General features: G+C 64.6%; 14 protein-coding genes. 9 read left to right on the top strand and 5 right to left on the bottom strand.

Going from position 1 to position 15679, the window contains the following annotated elements:
* The first annotated feature begins 108 nt into the window (after positions 1 to 108).
* From GWK63_RS10900 to GWK63_RS10860, 9 genes are all read left to right on the top strand, one after another.
* Positions 109 to 567 (top strand): GatB/YqeY domain-containing protein, encoded by a 459-nt coding sequence (locus tag GWK63_RS10900; RefSeq protein ID WP_039999719.1) that lies wholly within the window; start codon positions 109 to 111, stop codon positions 565 to 567.
* A 17-nt stretch (positions 568 to 584) separates the two neighbouring features.
* Positions 585 to 2381 carry a DNA primase gene (gene dnaG, locus GWK63_RS10895; RefSeq protein ID WP_007399686.1) on the top strand — a complete coding sequence of 599 codons (1797 nt, stop codon included), beginning with the start codon at positions 585 to 587 and terminating at the stop codon, positions 2379 to 2381.
* A gap of 220 nt (positions 2382 to 2601) precedes the next feature.
* Entirely contained in the window at positions 2602 to 4581 is a 1980-nt protein-coding gene (rpoD, locus tag GWK63_RS10890; RefSeq protein WP_007399688.1) for an RNA polymerase sigma factor RpoD, read from the top strand.
* Positions 4582 to 4597: 16 nt separating this feature from the next.
* A complete protein-coding gene (locus GWK63_RS10885; protein WP_007399689.1) occupies positions 4598 to 5170 on the top strand; it encodes a GNAT family N-acetyltransferase in 573 nt (190 codons plus the stop codon).
* Positions 5171 to 5269: 99 nt separating this feature from the next.
* Complete coding sequence (locus GWK63_RS10880; RefSeq protein ID WP_034933097.1) at positions 5270 to 5818, top strand: hypothetical protein; 549 nt, start codon at positions 5270 to 5272, stop codon at positions 5816 to 5818.
* A gap of 159 nt (positions 5819 to 5977) precedes the next feature.
* Entirely contained in the window at positions 5978 to 6463 is a 486-nt protein-coding gene (rpsF, locus tag GWK63_RS10875) for a 30S ribosomal protein S6 (RefSeq protein WP_007399692.1), read from the top strand.
* A 6-nt stretch (positions 6464 to 6469) separates the two neighbouring features.
* Positions 6470 to 6745 (top strand): 30S ribosomal protein S18, encoded by a 276-nt coding sequence (gene rpsR, locus GWK63_RS10870; protein WP_007399693.1) that lies wholly within the window; start codon positions 6470 to 6472, stop codon positions 6743 to 6745.
* A 13-nt stretch (positions 6746 to 6758) separates the two neighbouring features.
* Complete coding sequence (rplI, locus tag GWK63_RS10865; protein ID WP_007399694.1) at positions 6759 to 7355, top strand: 50S ribosomal protein L9; 597 nt, start codon at positions 6759 to 6761, stop codon at positions 7353 to 7355.
* A 136-nt stretch (positions 7356 to 7491) separates the two neighbouring features.
* Positions 7492 to 8766 carry an SAM-dependent methyltransferase gene (locus GWK63_RS10860; RefSeq protein ID WP_007399695.1) on the top strand — a complete coding sequence of 425 codons (1275 nt, stop codon included), beginning with the start codon at positions 7492 to 7494 and terminating at the stop codon, positions 8764 to 8766.
* On the opposite strand, the gene rsmA is transcribed toward GWK63_RS10860, so the two are convergent.
* Genes rsmA through lptF form a run of 5 tightly spaced genes read right to left on the bottom strand, consistent with a single transcriptional unit; the run spans position 8742 to position 15668 of the window.
* A complete protein-coding gene (rsmA, locus tag GWK63_RS10855; RefSeq protein WP_034933095.1) occupies positions 8742 to 9587 on the bottom strand; it encodes a 16S rRNA (adenine(1518)-N(6)/adenine(1519)-N(6))-dimethyltransferase RsmA in 846 nt (281 codons plus the stop codon). The two genes, GWK63_RS10860 and rsmA, sit on opposite strands and share 25 nt — an antisense overlap.
* Positions 9588 to 9594: 7 nt before the next feature.
* Positions 9595 to 10995 carry a peptidylprolyl isomerase gene (locus GWK63_RS10850; RefSeq protein ID WP_039999667.1) on the bottom strand — a complete coding sequence of 467 codons (1401 nt, stop codon included), beginning with the start codon at positions 10993 to 10995 and terminating at the stop codon, positions 9595 to 9597.
* Positions 10988 to 13390: an LPS-assembly protein LptD gene (locus GWK63_RS10845; protein ID WP_007399698.1), complete on the bottom strand. Its 2403-nt coding sequence runs from the start codon at positions 13388 to 13390 to the stop codon at positions 10988 to 10990. The genes GWK63_RS10850 and GWK63_RS10845 overlap by 8 nt, the downstream gene beginning before the upstream one ends.
* Positions 13390 to 14505, bottom strand: a complete 1116-nt coding sequence (lptG, locus tag GWK63_RS10840) for an LPS export ABC transporter permease LptG (protein WP_007399699.1) — start codon at positions 14503 to 14505, stop codon at positions 13390 to 13392. The genes GWK63_RS10845 and lptG overlap by 1 nt, the downstream gene beginning before the upstream one ends.
* On the bottom strand, positions 14502 to 15668 hold the full coding sequence (lptF, locus tag GWK63_RS10835; RefSeq protein ID WP_007399700.1) for an LPS export ABC transporter permease LptF: 1167 nt from the start codon (positions 15666 to 15668) through the stop codon (positions 14502 to 14504). Before lptF ends, lptG begins: the two co-directional genes overlap by 4 nt.
* Positions 15669 to 15679: the final 11 nt, after the last annotated feature.

The following is a 15679-nucleotide window of genomic DNA, read 5'->3' as shown; positions in this document are numbered from 1 at the left end:
AATTGGGAAGAAAATTCCCACATACCCCCGCATCGAGACAGTGGGAAAATTATTCCCGGCACCATGCAGGGCATCCCGCCCTCCCGCCGGGCAGAGGAGTTGACAGTCATGTCCTTGCGCGCACGTTTCATGGATGACCTGAAAACAGCCATGAAGGCAGGCCAGAGCGAGAAGGTTGGCACCATCCGCATGATCACCGCAAAGCTGAAGGATGTCGATATTGCCGGTCGCGCCAAGGGGGAGGACCAGGTCAGCGATGAAGCCGTGATTTCCATGCTGCGTGGCATGATCAAGTCGCGCACGGAATCGGCCGCCATGTACACCCAGGGTGGCCGCCCGGAACTGGCACAGAAGGAAGAGGCCGAGATCGCCATCATCCGTGACTACCTGCCGCCCGATCTGGATGATGCCACCATCGAGGCCGCGGTGCGCGAAGCCATTGAACGTACGGATGCCACTTCCATGAAGGACATGGGCAAGGTCATGGCGGCGCTGAAGGAACAGTTTGGCGCGGCCCTTGACCCCGCACGCGCTTCCGCCGTGGTGCGCGCGCGCCTGTCTGCCTGAACGGGGCATTCACACCGATGGCGCTCGACCCTGCCTTCCTTGATGAACTCCGTGCCCGCACGCCCATCGCCCCCGTGATCGGGCGGCGGACGAAGCTGGTCCGTTCGGGAAAGAACTGGAAGGGCTGCTGCCCCTTCCATGGGGAAAAGACGCCATCGTTCTATGTCTATGACGATCATTACCACTGCTTCGGCTGCCAGGCGCATGGCGATGTCATCACCTTCGTCATGGAAAGCGAGGGCCGCACCTTCATCGAGGCGGTGGAGGAACTGGCCACCGCCGCCGGCATGGAGGTGCCAAAGCCCGACCGCGCCCAGCGTGCCCGCGCCGAGGAAGCCCGCACGCTGGGCGAGGTGCTGGAGGCGGTGCAGGCATCATGGCAGCGCAGGCTGTACCAGCCCGAGGGGCGTGAGGGGCTGGCCTACCTGCGTGGCCGTGGCCTGACGGACGAGACCATCGCCGCCTTCGGCCTGGGCTGGTCGGGGGAGGGACGGGGCGGGCTTGTGGCCGAAATGGCGGAGCACGACATCACCCCCGCCATGCTGCTTGAGGCAGGCGTGATGCGCGCGGATGAGGACGGCACGCCCCGGCGTGAACTGTTCTACAACCGCGTGACCTTCCCCATCCGCGACCGGCGCGGGCGGCTGGTCTCCTTTGGCGGGCGCATCCTGGGCGATGGGCAGCCCAAATACCTCAACGGGCCGGAAACCCCCATCTTCTCCAAGCGCCGGGTGCTGTTCGGCCTCGATCGCGCGCGTGAGGGCGTGCGGGGCACGGGCGCCGGGGCGGAACTGCTGGTGGTGGAGGGCTACATGGACGTGATCGCCCTGCATCAGGCGGGCTTCCATGGCGCGGTCGCCCCCCTTGGCACGGCGCTGACCGCCGAACAGCTTGAAGCCCTGTGGCAAGTCGGCCCCGCCCCCGTCCTGTGCTTCGATGGGGATGCGGCCGGCCAGCGCGCGGCGGTCAAGGCGGCGCAGACCGCGCTGCCGCTGCTTAATGTGGAGCGCACGCTGCGCTTCTGTGTCCTGCCCGAAGGCGAGGACCCCGACAGCCTTGTCCGCCGTGATGGCTCCGCCGCCATGGCGGCGCTGGTTGAAGGTGCCCGTCCGATGGGGCAGGTCCTGTTCGGGCTGCTGAGCGAGGGCGTGCGCAACCCCGGACCCGAACAGCGTGCCGCCCTGCGCCGCAGGCTGGTGGAAGTGGCCGCCCTGATCCCGGACAAGGCACTGGCGGCGGAATACCGTTCCACCCTGCTGGACAGTTTTTTCGAGACCTTCCGCCGTGGGGGCGGGAAGGGGGCGGCGCGTCCCGCCATTGCCACCGCCCCCGTGGCGATGGTCGATGCGGACCTGCAGCGCCAGTGCATCCTGACCGCCATCATCCTGGAACAGCCGGTTGTCATGGGTGAAGTGCAGGATGCCTACTGCCGTCTTGAACTGCCCGCCGATATCGCGGCCCTGCGTGAGGAACTGCTTGACCTGTATGACGCGCAGGGCGCGCTGCCCCCGGCGGAGGACCTGGCGGCCAGCCTGTCGGCCACGGGGCTGGATGACGTGTGCCAGCGTGTGCGCGCCGTGCGCGGGCGGCGCGGGCGGGGACGGGACGAGGATGATCTTTTCGGTACCGATCCGCGCCGGGAGTGGTGGCATTTCTACGCGCTGCTCAATGTAGGGCGCTTTGCCGCCGAGATCCGCGGCGATACCGAACGCATGTGCGCGGGCGAACTGGATGAGGCGGCATGGCTCAGCCTGCGCACCCGCCTGCTGGCCCTCGACGCCCTGCGGCGGGGCGGCGAGGATGTGGACGAATAAGGGGAAAATTTGGCCGCGCGCATCAAATCATCGCATGGCCGCCCTTGACTTCGGGCATGTTATCGACCACCTGCACCAGACAAATGCATATGAAAGCGGTATGATTGGCCGTATCCTGTCCCGCCGCCTGCGGGGGCGGATGTAAGGGGACGGGCCACTGTGCGCGGGCAGGCTTGTGTTCACGCGCGTAAACGATTTGCTGGGTAGGGATTGATCGGGCATGGCGACAAAGACAGCCACGGGTACGGACACGGCTTCGGGGGATCAGGATAACGATACAACCCTGCTGGACACCCGGTCCGGCGCCGTCAAGAAACTGATCGCCCGCGGCAAGGAACGCGGTTACATCACGTTCGATGAACTCAATGCCGTCCTTCCGCAGGACCAGATGTCCTCGGAACAGATCGAGGACGTGATGGCCGCCCTGTCGGAAATGGGCATGCAGGTTGTCGAGAACGAGGATAACGACGACACCGAGGCCGCGGCCACCGCCGACACCAAGGGTGACGACACCGCCGAGGAAGAGAGCGAGAGCGAGGAACCGGCGGCGGGCAACGTCGATACCGAAAGCCTTGGCCGCACCGATGACCCGGTGCGCATGTACCTGCGTGAGATGGGTTCGGTCGAACTCCTGTCGCGTGAGGGCGAGATCGCGATCGCCAAGCGGATCGAGGCTGGCCGTGACGAGATGATCGGCGGCCTGTGTGAAAGCCCGCTGACCTTCCGCGCCATCATTTCGTGGCATGAACGGCTCAAGGCCGGTGAGATGCTGCTGCGCGACATCGTGGACCTGGAGGCCATGCAGTCCGGCGGCAATGACCCCGCCGAGGCGGTGGAAGGCGAGGATGCCTTTGCCGAAAATGACGGCAACGAGGCCGAGGAAGCCGAGGAAACCGAAGGCGAGGGCGAGGGGGAAGGCGAGGGGGCCGGCCTGTCGCTTTCAGCACTTGAGGAAAAGCTGAAGCCCGAGATCCTGGAGCAGTTCAAGGAAGTCGAGGCGCTGTACGAGGCGCTGCACCGCGTGCAGGCCGAGCGGCTGGAAAAATTCACCGCCGGCAGCGACATCTCGGCCGAGGAGGAAAGCCGCTACGAGCAGCTGCGCCTGGAACTGGTGGGCAAGGTCCAGCAGGTCCATCTGCACAATGCGCGTATCGAGGTGCTGGTCGAGCACCTGAAGGAAATCTTCCAGCGCCTGAACGGGCTGGAAGGCCGCATGCTGCGCCTGGCCGAGAGCACGCGCGTCTCGCGCGATGACTTCCTGCTCAAATACCGTGGGCGCGAACTGGACCCCGGCTGGATGGACATGGCGGCGGCCCTGCCGGGCAAGTCATGGAAGAACTTCATCGCCAAGCATGGCGAGACCGTGATCCGCCTGCGCAACCAGGTGGCCGACCTTACACAGGAAACCGGCCTGCCGGTGGGTGAGTTCCGGCGCGTTTACGCCACCGTCTCCCGCGGGGAGCGGGATTCGGCGCGCGCCAAGAAGGAGATGATCGAGGCCAACCTGCGCCTCGTGATCTCGATTGCCAAGAAATACACCAATCGCGGCCTGCAGTTCCTTGACCTGATCCAGGAAGGCAATATCGGCCTGATGAAGGCGGTGGACAAATTCGAATACCGCCGTGGCTACAAGTTCTCCACCTACGCCACATGGTGGATACGCCAGGCCATCACGCGTTCGATCGCGGATCAGGCGCGGACCATCCGTATCCCGGTCCACATGATCGAGACGATCAACAAGCTGGTCCGTACCTCGCGCCAGATGCTGCATGAGATCGGGCGTGAGCCGGCCCCCGAGGAACTGGCCGAAAAGCTGGGCATGCCGCTGGAAAAGGTGCGCAAGGTGCTCAAGATCGCCAAGGAGCCGATCTCGCTCGAAACCCCGATCGGGGACGAGGAAGACAGCCATCTTGGCGACTTCATCGAGGACAAGGCCGCCGTCATCCCGCTTGATGCCGCGATCCAGACCAACCTGCGCGAGGCCACGACGCGGGTGCTCTCCTCGCTCACCCCGCGTGAGGAACGTGTGCTGCGCATGCGCTTTGGCATCGGCATGAATACCGATCACACGCTGGAGGAAGTGGGCCAGCAGTTCAACGTGACCCGTGAGCGTATCCGCCAGATCGAGGCCAAGGCCCTGCGCAAGCTCAAGCATCCCAGCCGGAGCCGCAAGCTGCGCTCGTTCCTTGATGATAACTGAAATACCCTGTGCCGCCATGACGGAGGAATCCGGTGGCGGCACGCGCATCGGGGTGGATGTGACGTTCCTGTGCATGGACCGTCCGCCCCCCGGTGCCCCGCTTGCCCTGCCGGAGGGATACAGTATCCGGCGTGTCTGCCGCCCCGGCGTGGCCTGGTACCGGGGCCTGTATGATGCCGTGGGCCATGACTACTGCTGGTGGCTGCGCCGCGTCATGCCCGACCACCAGCTTGCCACCCTGCTGTCCAGCCCCGGCATTGGCGTGCATGTGCTCTATGATGGCGATGCACCCGCTGGGTTTTGTGAACTCGACAGCCGCTACGGCCCGGATGTGAACATCGCCTATTTCGGGCTGCTGCCCGCATGGGTCGGGCGCGGGGTGGGGCGGGCCTTCCTTGACCACATGGTGGCCACCACATGGCGGCTGCGGCCGGCGGTGGTGCGGGTGAATACCTGCACGGCCGACCACCCGCGCGCGCTGCCCAATTACCTGCGCGCGGGCTTCCGCAAGGTCCGTACCATCCACGAAATATGGACCATTCCCGACACGCTTGCCCTGCCTTTGCCCGAACGGCTGCGGGTGGACTGAAAGGCGCGCGAAACCCTACACAAAAATGTCATCTTCGATATTGTTATAACAATAAGCCCGCCCCATTTCCCTTTGTATATGCCGAAGGGAGAGAAGGGCATGGATTTCGATATATCTTACTACAAGTTTCATGGTGTCGTGCGCGCTGACCTGCTCGCGGACCTTGGCCTGCGTGATACGGGTGTGGCGGACCCGACGGGTGCGGCACCGTACGCCATTGCGGACCTGCCCAATGGCTGGTTCGTCATCCGCACCCAGAATGATACGGGGCTGGTCAAGCGTTATGACCGCAGGTCACTGAGCCGGCAGGGCAGGCTGGTGACCTGTGATGTGGCCGCGGTGGACCCGGTAAACCGGGTCGGGAGTTACGAACAGGGCGAGGAACGCTGGGTCGTGACGCATGATGGCCGCAATAACGACCGGCTGGACCTGAACGTGTGTGGCGATGTGCCCGACGAACTGCTTCCGCTGCGCAGGAAGGCTTTTGACGCCGCCATACATGAACTGAAGGACCCGCGCAGTCCGGACAGCATGTTTGATGTGCCGCTGGAACTGATCAAGGCGGTGACGGGGTTCCGCCATGACCGGCCGCAGGATATCCAGCCCGTGCCCGTCTTTACATGGCTGGAGCCGGTCGAGACCGCCTGATCGCCACTTTTTCCTTGTCTGTGGGGCGCGTTTGTGTTTCAACGCGCACCTTCCCTGCCGGGTGCGTGGCATCGTCCCCGGCTATACCCGTGCCTTGAGGGGCAACATGGTGGACCGTGTCCGCCATGACGGGGTTGAAGTGATCCGAAGGGAGTACCCATGCCGTTGTATGAAACCGTGCTGATTGCACGTAATGACGTGTCGCAGCAGCAGGTTGAAGCCATTGCTGATGGCATCGCCACCTATCTGGAAGCCGAATCCGGTTCCGTCAAGAAGCGCGAATACTGGGGCCTGCGCACGCTGGCCTACCGCATCAAGAAGAACCGCAAGGGGCACTACATGCTCCTGGGCCTGGATGCGTCTTCCGCCGCGATCAAGGAAATCGAGCGTCAGCTGAGCTTGAACGAAGATGTCCTGCGCGTGCTGACCCTGCGCGTGGACGAGATTGACGAGGCACCGTCCGTCATCCTGTCGCGCAAGGGTGATGAGCGCGAGCGTGGCTTCCGTGGACCCAAGCCCGCGGGCCGGTTCGAAAGCGGCCGTGGCACGCGTCGCAACTTTGATGACCGCGAAGAGTTCCGCGCCCGTAACGAGCGTGAAGAACAGCAGCGCGCCAACGCCACAGCCGGCGCCGAAGCGGAGTAAGAGCTGATGTCCGAATCTACCGAGATCAATCCCGCCGCCCGCCGCGTTGCGGTTGGCGCGCGCCGTCCGTTCTACCGTCGTCGCAAGTCCTGCCCGTTCTCCGGCCCCAACGCGCCGAAGATCGACTACAAGGACGTGCGCCTGCTGAGCCGCTTCCTGTCCGAGCGTGGCAAGATCGTCCCCAGCCGTATCACGGCAGTATCCGCCAAGAAGCAGCGCGAACTGGCCCAGGCCATCAAGCGTGCCCGTTTCCTGGCCCTGCTGCCCTACATTGTAAGCTGAGGGAGGCAGAACCATGTCCGCAGTAGAACTCATCCTGCTCCAGCGCGTCGAGAAGCTGGGCCAGATGGGCGAGATCGTGAGCGTGAAGCCGGGCTATGCCCGTAACTTCCTGCTGCCGCAGGGCAAGGCGATCCGCGCCAATGCGCATAACCGTGAGCGTTTCGAGCGCGAGCGCGTGCAGCTTGAGGCCCAGAACCTCAAGAACCGCGAGGAGGCCGAGCGCCTGTCCGAGCGTATGCACGGCCTGTCCGTCATCCTGATCCGTCAGGCTGGCGACAGCGGCAGCCTGTATGGCTCCGTCACCACCCGTGACATCGCGGAAGCGGCAACCCAGGCTGGCCTGGGCATCACCCGCAACCAGGTGATCCTGCCCGAGCCGATCAAGCAGCTTGGCCTGTATGAAGTCAGCGTTGCCCTGCACCCGGAAGTGTCCATGCAGGTGACCGTGAACGTTGCCCGTTCCGAAGAAGAAGCGGAACGTCAGGCACGCGGTGAGGAAATCGGCGTCGAACAGGACGAAGAGCCCACACTGGCCGAACTGGCTGACGAAGGTACCCCCGAAGGCGAGGTTTCGGAAGAAACCGCCGTCGAGGAAACCCCGGCTGTCTGATTGACCCCTGCCCGCCGCCCTGTTGGGTGGCGGGCAGGGTTGCAAGGGCCCGGAAGAGGAAACTCTTCCGGGCCTTTGCCGTTTGTGGCCACGGTATGTTCCGCCTGTTCCATAAAACAGGGTGGGGAGGGAACCGATGGCACCTGTACTGCTGGACCGGGCATTCGCGCGCTTCATTACCGCAGGGCGGCTGGAAATCCATTATCCCGATGGGGACAGGCGTGTCCATGTGGGGCGGGACGGGCCACAGGCCGCCATGCGGATTGCAGATGGTGCAACGGTACGGGCCCTGCTGCTCAACCCCGCCCTGAAGGTGGGGGAGGCATATATGGCCGGCACGCTGCAGCCGGTGGGCTGCACGCTGTATGACCTGCTGCATGTGCTCATGCTCAATGTCATGGCCAGCGCGCCCGCGGGTGAGCGGGTGCTTGCCCCTCTGCGCCACATGGGCCGCAGGTGGCTCCATTATAATACCCGGCGCCGCGCGCGGCGTAACGTGGCCCATCATTACGATCTGGACAGCAGGTTGTACCGGCATTTCCTGGATGAGGACATGCAGTATTCCTGTGGATATTTTCCCACTGGAACGGAAACCCTGGCCCAGGCGCAGGCGGCCAAGAAGCATCACCTTGCCGCCAAGCTGCATCTGGTGCGTCCGGGCCTGGGCGTGCTGGACGTGGGCTGTGGCTGGGGGGGCATGGCGCTTACGCTGGCGCGTGACTACGGCGCGGTCGTGACCGGCATTACCCTGTCACACGAACAGCTTCTGGTTGCGCGCAGGCGGGCGCGTGAGGCCGGGCTGGAGCATCGCGTGCGCTTTGAACTGATGGATTACCGTGCGGTGGCGCCCCGGCAGTATGACCGGATCATTTCCATCGGCATGTTCGAGCATGTGGGTGTCGCGCATTATCCCACCTTCTTTGCCGCCATGCGCGAAGCGCTCCGGCCGGACGGGGTGATGGTGCTGCATTCCATAGGGCGTGTGGAGGGGCCGGGCGTGACCAATCCATGGATCGCGCGTCACATTTTTCCCGGTGGCTATTCCCCCGCCGTGAGCGAGGCGGTGGCCGCCGTGGAAAAGGCAGGGCTGTGGCTGACGGATTGCGAGATATGGCGCCTGCATTACGCCCGCACCATCGCCCACTGGCGCAGCCGCTTCGCCAGCCAGCGCGTGCCGGTCGCACGGCTGTATGGGGAGCGGTTCTGCCGCATGTTCGAATTCTATCTTGTCGTCTCCGAACTGGCCTTCCGGGTGCAGGGGCACCTGAACTTCCAGCTCCAGCTTACGCGCGATATCGGGGCGGTACCGCTGGCGCGGGACTACATGCTGGGCCGGCATGCGCCCGCGGCGCCGTCCGCCATGGCCGGGCCATGGGAAAGCCCGCGTTATGCCGCCGCCCTGCGCATATGAAGGCGCGCCAGGCGGTCGAATTCGGCTATGTCAAGTGTCTCGGCCCGCCTGCTGCCGTCAATGCCGGCCTCGGCCAGCAGGCTCTCGCCCCCCAAAGGCTTGAGCGCGCCGCGCAGCATCTTGCGCCGCTGGCCAAAGGCCGCCGCCGTAACCTGTTCCATTGCGCGGAACAGGGCGGCGTCAGGCTGGTGCGCGTGCGGGATCAGGCCCACGACGGCGGAATGGACCTTGGGTGGCGGAGAGAACGCGCCGGGCGGGATATGCATGAGGACGCCGCACCGGCACGTCCATTGCGCCAGCACGCCCAGCCTGCCGTAATGGGCCGAGCCGGGAGCGGCACAGATGCGTTCGGCCACTTCCTGCTGGAACATCAGCGTAAGCCGGGTCCACGCCGCCGCCTGCCGCAGCCAGCCCACCAGCAGCGGGGTGCCGACATTGTAGGGCAGGTTGGCGATCACCTGCCGGGGGGCGGGGCACAGCGTTGTCAGGTCAAGGCGCATGGCGTCGGCCTCGATCACCTCCAGCCGCCCGCCCGCGCGGGAAGCCAGTTCCGTGATGATGGCCACGGCGCGGGTATCCACCTCCACCGCGACCACGCGCCCTGCTTCACTGTCCAGCAGCGCGCGGGTCAGGCCGCCGGGGCCGGGGCCGACCTCCACCACGTTCTGCCCGGCCAGGTCACCGGCCAGCCCGGCTATGCGCGCGGTAATGCCGGGATCAAGCAGGAAGTGCTGGCCCAGCGCCTTGCGCGCGTCCAGCCCGTGGCGGGCAATGGTCTCGCGTAGCGGTTCAGGGCCCGGTGGCGGGGTGGGAATGGTCATGCCCCGCTCAGGTCTTGGAACGCATGTCGATGATCGCCCGCCGCTGCAGGTCACGGTTGAGCTGGCGTGATGTCTGCTCCACCCGTTCGTTCAGCAGGTGGTCGGCAATCTGGCTGGGGGTCTGGACGGCAATGTTGCGTTCTTCGCGTGAGCAAACCATCAGCACAAGGATACCGTCGATCGAGACCAGCGGCTTGCTGGCCTTGTTCACCGGCAGGGGTTCCAGAATTTCGCGCATCTGGGGGTTGAGGTGGTTGAGCATGAGCTCACCGGGGTCGGTGGGGTGTTTCTCACCCAGTTTCTTGTTCTGTGCCTCTACCTGGTCACAGCTCCTGGCCTCGCCGGAAAAGGTATTGGCCGCATCCAGCGTCGCCTTCTGCTGGTCTGTCGCGTTTTCCGGGTCAAGCGGCGCGTCAAAGGGGAAGAAGGCCTGCCGGATGGACAGGATGGTCGCCATCTGGTGGCCCACCGTGCGCCGTTCGGCAATGGTGGCAATGACATAGCCGCCCGCCACGCGGATGGGGTTGGAAATGGCGCCATCGGGCATCTTGCGCGCCACGTCCACCACCTGCGGGTCCAGCCCGTCTTCCTGCATCCAGCCCATCATGCCGCCATCCAGCGCGCTCTGCCCCTGCGAGAACTGGGCCGCCACAACCGGGAACGGCGCGCCCTGGCGCAGTTCCTGAATGATGGTTTCGGTAAATTTCAGTTCGTTTTCGGTGTGGCGCGGGTCTTCAACGGGTACGAATATCTCGCTGATCATGTATTCCGGCTTGCCGTCCTCGCGCTTCAGCGCCTCGGTGCGCTGTTCGATATCGGCGGCGGTAATGCGGCCGCGTTCCCCCGTTTCCTGTCGCAGCACCTGCGTCCAGCCAAGCTGTACGCGGATCTGGTCGATCAGGGTGGTCAGTGACACGCCATCCTCCGCCAGCTTGTTGCGCAGGGCGTTCTGCGGCATGCCGTTGCGCTGCTCGATGCCGGCAATGGCGTCTGCAATCTGCTGGATGGGCACGTTGATGTGGCGGTCCAGCATTTCCTGCATGCGCAGTTTCTCGTCAATCAGCTGGCGCACGATCTGCGGGCGCAGGCGCTGCATCACGTCATCACTGACATCAAGGCCGGAGGACAGCGCAAAAAGCCGTCCGCGCGTATCCACGTCGCGCTTGGTCAGGACGGCGCCGTTGACGGTGGCGATGATGGCATCCTGATCTTCGGCGGCCTGGGCCTGCTGTGCAATGGCGTGGGCGCTGCGGGCGCAGGCCCCGTGCACGGGGCCAAGCATGGCCGCACAGGCCAGCAGCCCCGCCGCCAGCGTGCGGCCGGCGTGCGGGGCGGGAAGGGAAGCAGCGCCACGCATGGCGGGGAAGATGGACATCCGGCTCAGTCTTTCGCGCATCAGGTCAGCCATTTATACCAAATGTACCGATGGTTTTGAACGTAAGGGAGAACATTACGGTCGAATTGCTCTGTTGGCCACCAATCGTGGTGTACTGCTTGAGATACATCACATCCAGCCCGAAACAGTCATTCTGGTACCCGGCATCGCCCCCCACGGCCACGCTTTCCTTGCGCGACAGGCTGCGGCGCAGATAGGCGGCGATATGCCAGTTGTCCCAGTTGGAGGCCGCGCCCACCGTCAGTTCGCTTACCGGCCGGTAATAGATGTCGGGTGCGATGGAGGTATAGGAGCGCTGGGCATAATAGTAATAGGGCGTTACCGGCTCGAACAGGTAGCCACCCGTTACCCGGAAATGGCTGAATCCCGCGCTGCCCAGCGCATCGGCAAAGTCCACCTTGCCGCCGTAGGGGTCGAGCCGCATCTTGCCGTCGAAGTCAAAGAACTGGTTGGGCACCATGTGCGTGCCCATCACCACGTCCGACAGATGGTGGTTCAGCCCCGAATAGGGGATGCGGTTGTGGTCGATATGCTCCTGGAAGCTCTCGCCAATCAGGACATCGATCTGGTGGCCGTTCCATGTCCAGTTGTTGTGCAGCCCCACATTGGCGCGCAGGCCGCCATCAAGCCGGTCGGTGCCCGCGTAGCGGTTGAGCGCGAACAGCGTGGAATCCGTGAACTCGTAGGTCAGGCTGTCTTCATTGGGAATGTTGCGCGATGTGCTGTTGCCGGTATTGGGGGCGGCAAGGAACTGCACGATCGGTTCCAGCACCTGGGTGCCGGTATTGTGGTTGAAGCTGCGCAGGAACGGCCAGTTCATCTTCAGCCCGACCGTGGGCAGGACCTGCCCTTCCACCTGGGCGGTGGTGGCGCGGGCATAGTTGGGCTGCTGGTTCAGCTCGGTCGCGCGGTGGACGGCGGATTCCACATGCAGGGTCAGGTTCCAGATCTGTCCCAGCGAATTGTGGAACGGCCGGTCCCAGTTGAGGGAGAGCTGGCCGCGCTGGTCGGAGGTGCCGTTTTCACGATAGACATAGAAATCCGTCGTATCGAGGCTGAACCGCCCCCCCCATGCATCGGGCTGGCCAAAATAGCTGTAGGTGTAGCGCGGCAGCACCCAGGGCAGGTCCTGGTTGTGGATGATGCCCTGGTTCATGCCCTCGTAGCCTTCGGCATCAAGGCGGGAATAGGATCCCGTGCCAAAGCCTTCCAGATAGACGTTGGAATTGAGCGTATCCTGCCCGTAGCCGCTGACGCGGTAGTCACGCATGTAGTTGGGCGAACTGGCCCAGCGTATGTTCGCCCCCGCCCGCCATGTCTTGTTGATGGAGATCTGGCCGTTGGCGAAGATGTAGCCCTGCAGGCCATGCGTGTCGGATGTATTGACGTCCTGGCCAAAGGTATTGACGTAATCGGGGTCGCGATGGGTATCGTACGCAATGCCACCCACAAGGTTCAGCCGGGCGTTGGAGAAGTAGCGCCGGTAGTTGGCGGTCAGTTCCGGCCCGGTGCGGGTGGAGAACAGGCCCTGCAGCGTGACATCGGACTGGCGGTCGATCACCCAGTAATAGGGAATGGTGACATACGTGCCCAGATACCGGTCATGCGGCGTGAAGCCCGGTGTCAGGAAGCCGCTCTGCCGCCGCACCGAAGGGTCGGTCATGGAGAAGGCCGGCAGGTAGAAGACCGGCACGCCAAAGAAATCCACGAACGCATCACGGAATTCCAGCCGCTTGTGCTGCATGTCATGCGTGGCGTCGAAGGCGCGGATCTGCCAGAACGGCGCGCGCTCGGGGTGCTTGGCGCAGATCTCGCACGCCGTATAGACCACGCGGGTCAGGTCACTGATCTTGCTGCCCGTGCGCCGCATGCCATTGGCGGCCATGCGGGCGTTGTCGGCCATCTGGGCATACAGGCGGGTCATGATGCCATCGCGCATGCCGTTGCTCAGTTCGGCATAGTCGGTAAACAGCACCGTGCCGTCCGGCTCCACCATCGCCACGTTGCCGCGCGCGGAGGCGATGCCGGTATTGCGGTCATAAACGATCTTGTCGGCCCGCATGATCTGGTCGTTCTGCCAGACCTGCACGTTGCCGGTCCATGTGGCGATGCCGTTGCGGCTGTCATAGGCCACATGGTCGGCCTGGAAGGTCATGGGGTCGGTATTGGAGACGGTACCCGAAAAACTGGCCGGGGCCTGTGGCTGGCTTTTGGGGGCCTGGATGGGCATGCGGCGCCGGGGCGCGCCTTCCGCATCGGCATGGGCCGTTGATGTCCAGCCGCCCAGCCCGCCAATCATGCCCGCCAGCATGGTCGCGCCAAGCAGCATCCCGCGCGGAAGCCGCCGCAGGACGGCAGTGGGCCGCGAAGGATGCGGCGCGCGCGGGAAGGGGACGGAGCGGTACATTAACCGTCCTCTAGATGAAGAAGCAGCGTGACTGCAAGACAAAGCCCGGCCCCGGTGGGTGCCCATGCGGCAAGAACGGGGGGCAGGGTGCCCGTTTCGCCAAACTGCGCCGCGATCTTGGACAGGGCAAACAGCGCGAAACCGGCCGCAACACCGGAACTGATCATGCGGATCACGCCCCCCCGGCGTGCGGGCCGCATGGAAAACCCCGCCGCCACCAGCGCCATGGTACCCGACAGGACGGGCAGTGTCAGCAGGCTCTGGAAATGCAGGCGGTGGCGGATGGTGGAAAAGCCCGAACGATTGAGCTGGCGGATGAACCCCGGCAGCGCCCAGACCGACAGCGTATCGGGGGAGGCGAAGCTTTCCTCCACCCCCGCCAGCGTCAGGTCGGCATGCAGGGTGAAGCGCCCCATGTCCGATGGCATCTCGTCGGGGCGCAGCATGCGCGCGCCCTCCAGTATCCACCGGCCCCCGCCCAGATAGCCGCTCTGCGCCTCAATGCGGGTCAGCAGCCCGTCATCGGGGCCAAGGCGGAAGATGGTGATGCCGCCAATATGCAGCACGCCCCCGTTCAGCCTGACCTGGCGGGCGTGAATGATGTCCACCCCATGGTCAACCAGCCCGTTGTCCCCCTGGCGCAGCCACAGGGTGCCCCCGCTCAGGTTGAGGGACTTGCCGTTGTTGTCCCGCAGGTACTGGCGGTCCAGGGCCTCCGCCCGGCGGTACATGACGGAGGATAGCGGCGAGACGCAGGTCGTGGCCATGGCCCCGATCAGCACGGCGCAGATGACCGGCCCCGCCAGGAACTGCCATGCCGAGATGCCGGCCGCCCGCGCCACCACCAGTTCCGATGACCGCGCCAGCCGCCAGAAACACAGGATACCGCCCAGCAGCACGCCAAAGGGCAGGATTTCAAGGCAGGCGAAGGGAATGTGCAGGAATGCGATCTGGCTGACCAGCGATGTCGGCACGTTGGGCCGGGTCGAGACCCGGCGCAGCAGGTCGATGAAGTCGAACATGGTGATCAGCCCGGTCAGGAAGGCGATCACGGCCAGTGTGGCCCCGGTGAACTGCCGGGCGATGTAGAGCGACAGGGTCAGGGCAAAATTCATGACCGGATGCCGCCCGCCAGCCTGCGGCCTTCGCGATCGGCACGCAGTTCGGGCCAGAACAGCATGATGGCGCACACGATGCCCGGCCCGACCGTGCACAGCCACATGAGCGGCATGAGCTGGAGATTGCGCGAGGCCAGGTTCTGCACCAGCAGCGTCAGCGCCTGCACCGCCACCACCGCCAGTATGGCCAGGACCGGGCGCACGATGCCGGCCTGGCGCGAATGGCTGCCCCCCATGGCCCCCACCAGCCCGATCATGGCGAACGAGAAGGCGCAGAACGGCGTGCTGAGCCGCCGCCATGCCTCGATGAACATCTTGCTTTCATCACGGCGGGAATACTGGTGCAGGTCCGGGTGGAGCAGCTGTGCGATCGAGAGTTCATTGGCATCCGGCAGGCGGGTATGGGCGGTGTGCGGGCTGGACAGGTCGATGGTGTTGCGGGTGAAGGTCAGCACGTTGAGCCGCCCGGTATGGCTGTCGATTTCCTGGCGGGAGCCATTGAACAGCACGACACGCGGCTGGTCATTGATAATGACCAGATTGCCTTCTTCGGCCAGGATGGTGGCCTCGGCGCCGGGGGTGCGGTCATCTTCCACCATGATGCCATGGAGCGTGCCGTCCTTGTCGCGGGCACGGATATAGACCGTCATGTTGTCCGAAACCTGCGTGAAGACCCCGTCCTGTATCAGGAAGGCGGCCATGCGGTTGCGGATCTGGAATTCGTACTGCCGGAAGGCGTGGTAGGAAACCGGCACGATCCATACATTGAGCACAAGGCACACAAGGGTTGCGATGGCGGCGCACATGAGCCCGGGCCGCGCCATCAGGGCGGGTGACAGGCCCGCCGCCTGCATCACCGTCAGTTCCCGGTCGCCGCCAAGGCGCTGGTAGATGAACTGCACCACCACGAACGTGGTGATGGGCAGGATGACCGCGACAAAGGACGGGATCAGCAGGCCGGTCAGTTCCAGGAACACGCGCAGCGAAAGCCCGCGCCCCACCACCAGCGATACGAAATGCAGCGACTGCGTCAGCCAGATGAGTGTGACCAGCGCGCCCGTGGTCGCCACCAGCGCCAGCAGCAGCTGGCGCAGCATGTAGCCATCCAGAATCGACAGGCGTGGCGCAAGGCGGTCGGGAGCGGGGCGGACGACAGGCATGACCCTGTCTA

The organism is Komagataeibacter rhaeticus, from assembly GCF_011611525.1.
Taxonomy (GTDB): Bacteria; Pseudomonadota; Alphaproteobacteria; order Acetobacterales; family Acetobacteraceae; genus Komagataeibacter; species Komagataeibacter rhaeticus.
This window is presented reverse-complemented; position numbering and strand designations above follow the sequence as displayed.